This is a genomic window from Streptococcus mitis, assembly GCF_047464035.1.
Lineage (GTDB): Bacteria > Bacillota > Bacilli > Lactobacillales > Streptococcaceae > Streptococcus > Streptococcus mitis_DX.
Genome location: NZ_JASHCQ010000048.1, coordinates 1 through 1435 on the forward strand (window position 1 = coordinate 1; position 1435 = coordinate 1435).

General features: G+C 35.7%; 1 protein-coding gene. It reads right to left on the minus strand.

The window, feature by feature from the left end:
• Nucleotides 1-31 precede the first annotated feature (31 nt).
• A protein-coding gene (locus QM818_RS08960) for an IS3 family transposase (RefSeq protein ID WP_142358182.1) occupies nucleotides 32-1380 on the minus strand; the annotation gives its coding sequence in 2 pieces (ribosomal slippage) (nucleotides 32-930 and nucleotides 930-1380; 1350 coding nt in all).
• Nucleotides 1381-1435 lie beyond the last annotated feature (55 nt).

Sequence of the window (1435 nt, forward strand, 5' to 3'; positions counted from 1 at the left end):
TGTACTGACCCCAAAAAGTTAGACAATTAATTTAAGCAAAGGATTTAGTTCTGTATTGTACAGGGCTAAGTCCTTTTAGTTTTACCTTAATTCGTTTGTTGTTGTAGTAATCAATATAGTCTACAATAGCTTGTTCCAAGTGTTCAAGTGACTGAAACGTATTCTCATAACCATAAAACATTTCAGACTTAAGAATGCCAAAGAAAGATTCCATCATACCGTTATCTGGACTATTTCCCTTACGTGACATAGATGGTTGGATTCCCTTATTCTTTAAAAAATGATGATAAAAATCGTGTTGGTATTGCCATCCTTGATCACTATGGAGAATTGTATTTTCGTAATGGTTCTCTGTAAAGGCTTGTTCTAGCATAGCTTTCATTTGTACTAAGTTCGGCGAAGTAGAAAGATTGTAGGAGATAATTTCGCTGTTAAAGCCATCTAAAACTGGTGATAAATAAAGCTTTTGGCTGCTTGCTGGAATGGCAAATTCTGTCACATCTGTGTAGCACTTTTGCATTGGTTTGGTTGCTTCAAATTGACGTTGAATAAGATTATCTGCTTTCTTGCCAACCTCTCCTTGGTAGGAAGAATACTTCCGTTTACGGCGAATTCGAGCCGTTAAACCAAGTACTTTCATCAGACGCTGCACCTTCTTATGGTTCACTACGAAGCCACGATTTCGTAATTCTAGAGTCATGCGACGATAGCCGTAATTTCCTTTATGCTCAGTATAAGTTGACTGAATTTCAGCTTTAATATCATAATCTTTATCGCTTTGATCCAGCTGTTTTAAGTGGTAATAATAAGTTGAACGGGCAAGCTTAATAATCTTTAGAAGGATATCTAAAGAAAACTCTGTTACAAGTCCTTGAACAATTTCCGTTTTTCTTCTTGCTTCTTTTCGTCCCTCAATCGGAGTTCTCTCAACTTTTTTAGAATGGCATTCTCCGCTCTCAAGTACTCATTTTCTGCTTGAAGACGTTCTAATTCTGTCATATCTTCAAATCTCTTCTTTGGCTTACGTCCCATTTTAGGTGGTCTCCCTCTTGTTTTCTCAACAATAGTATACCCGTTTTTCTTGTATTGTGCCAGCCAATTCGAAAGTAATCCACTACTTGGAAGAGCATAATCCATAGACGCCCTAATTTGTGAATGCCCCTCAAGAAGAACTTTATCAATGATCTCTTGTTTTAGTTCAGGAGAATAGTAACAATTCTTTCCTTTTTTGACGATTTCTATTCCATAACGATCAATCAATTTAATCATGTACCTAAGATTAGAATTGTTTATCCCAAATTTATTTGAAAGCTTCTCTAAGCTATATCCTTGTTTTCTAAGTTCATAGATCTGAACTTTATCATCATAACTCAATTTCATAATAAAACACCCCAAAAGTTAGATTTTTTCTGTCTAACTTTTGGGGTGCAGTACA